Source organism: Oleiphilus sp. HI0132, from assembly GCF_001635845.1.
This window is the reverse complement of record NZ_LWGJ01001258.1, coordinates 1-1,674: the sequence shown is the minus strand read 5'-3', so window position 1 is coordinate 1,674 and position 1,674 is coordinate 1. Positions and strand designations below refer to the sequence as shown.

The window sequence follows — 1,674 nt, the reverse complement described above, 5'->3', positions numbered from 1 at the left end:
AGAATGCGGATATAACCACCTGGGCGATCTTGGTAACGAGGACCAAGCTCATTAAACAATTTCGCTACAACAGCATTGTCACGAGTACGAGCAAAAGCCAAACGGCGATTTGCAACTGTATCGTTCTTCGCTAACGTAATCAAAGGCTCAGCTACACGACGTAGCTCTTTAGCTTTTGGCAAAGTTGTTTTGATTAACTCATGCTCAACAAGAGAAGCTGCCATATTTTTGAACATGGCTTTTCTGTGCGAGCTATTTCTATTAAGTTTACGACCACTTTTACGATGACGCATTTTATAATTCCTTACCTATTCAAACCGAGGATGACTTAGCCACCCAGTACTCGGTCATCACCTTTCAAACTAGCTGGAGGCCAGTTTTCAAGACGCATACCTAATGAAAGACCACGAGATGCTAGTACATCCTTAATTTCAGTAAGAGACTTCTTACCCAAATTAGGCGTTTTTAGCAGTTCAACCTCAGTACGTTGAATTAGGTCACCAATGTAGTAAATATTCTCTGCTTTCAAACAATTCGCAGAACGAACGGTTAGCTCTAGATCATCTACTGGACGAAGCAGGATTGGATCGACTTCTTCCTCTTCCTCTTCTTGAACTACTTCTTTTTCGTTATCGAAATCAACGAATACAGCAAGTTGTTGCTGAAGAATTGTAGCTGCACGGCGGATTGAATCCTCAGGATCAATCGTACCGTTAGTTTCAAGATCAATTACAAGCTTATCCAGGTCAGTACGCTGCTCAACTCGCGCATTCTCAACAGAGTATGCAACTCGCGAAACCGGACTATATGACGCATCCAACTGCAAACGACCGATTGCGCGTGTTTCATCATCATTATTACCACGCTGGTCAGCTGGCTCATAGCCACGACCGCGACCAACACGTAGCGTCATAGTGATATCACCATTGTCGCTAAGGTTGCAAATAACATGATCCGGATTCATGATTTCAACGTCATGATCCAACTGAATGTCACTAGCCAAGACTGGGCCTGGCCCCTTCTTAGTAAGCGTCAAACTAGCTTCATCGCGTGAGTGCATGTTTATAGCCAAACCTTTAAGGTTCAAAAGGATCTCAATAACATCCTCTTGAACACCTTCGATTGCGCTGTACTCGTGCAATACACCTTCGATTTCTGCTTCTACAACTGCACAACCCGGCATTGATGACAAAAGAATTCTTCTTAATGCGCTGCCAAGCGTATGGCCGAAGCCTCGCTCTAATGGCTCTAGAATAACTTTTGCATGTGTTGCGCTTAAACCTTGAACTTCAATGTTTCGTGGATTCAAGAATTCATTAACTGAACGCTGCATATATGCCCCTATACCTTATGTTGTATCCGATGAGATTACTTAGAGTAAAGCTCAACAATTAGATTCTCGTTGATGTCCGAAGGTAGCTCTGAACGCTCAGGAACAGCTTTAAAAGTTCCTGTGAGTTTATTGGTATCTACGTCGATCCACTCAACTGCCCCGCGATTAGCTGCTAACTCAACAGCGTTTTTAACACGCAATTGGTTCTTAGCTTTTTCGCGAACAGCAACAACATCACCAGCTTTAACTTGGTAAGATGCGATATTCACTACCTGATCGTTAACAACGATTGCCTTGTGGGATACAAGCTGACGTGATTCTGCGCGAGTAGAACCGTAGCC

Annotated in this window: 3 protein-coding genes; all 3 read right to left on the bottom strand. The window is 43.5% G+C overall.

Annotation, left to right across the window (positions count from 1 at the left end; all coding sequences use genetic code 11):
* A partial coding sequence (rplQ, locus tag A3766_RS18925; protein WP_068642779.1) for a 50S ribosomal protein L17 occupies positions 1-293 on the bottom strand: 293 nt, incomplete at its 3' end.
* A gap of 35 nt (positions 294-328) precedes the next feature.
* Entirely contained in the window at positions 329-1,333 is a 1,005-nt protein-coding gene (gene rpoA / locus A3766_RS18920; RefSeq protein WP_068554544.1) for a DNA-directed RNA polymerase subunit alpha, read from the bottom strand.
* 35 nt (positions 1,334-1,368) lie between these two features.
* The coding region (rpsD, locus tag A3766_RS18915; RefSeq protein ID WP_082907162.1) for a 30S ribosomal protein S4 at positions 1,369-1,674 on the bottom strand (306 nt) is incomplete at its 5' end.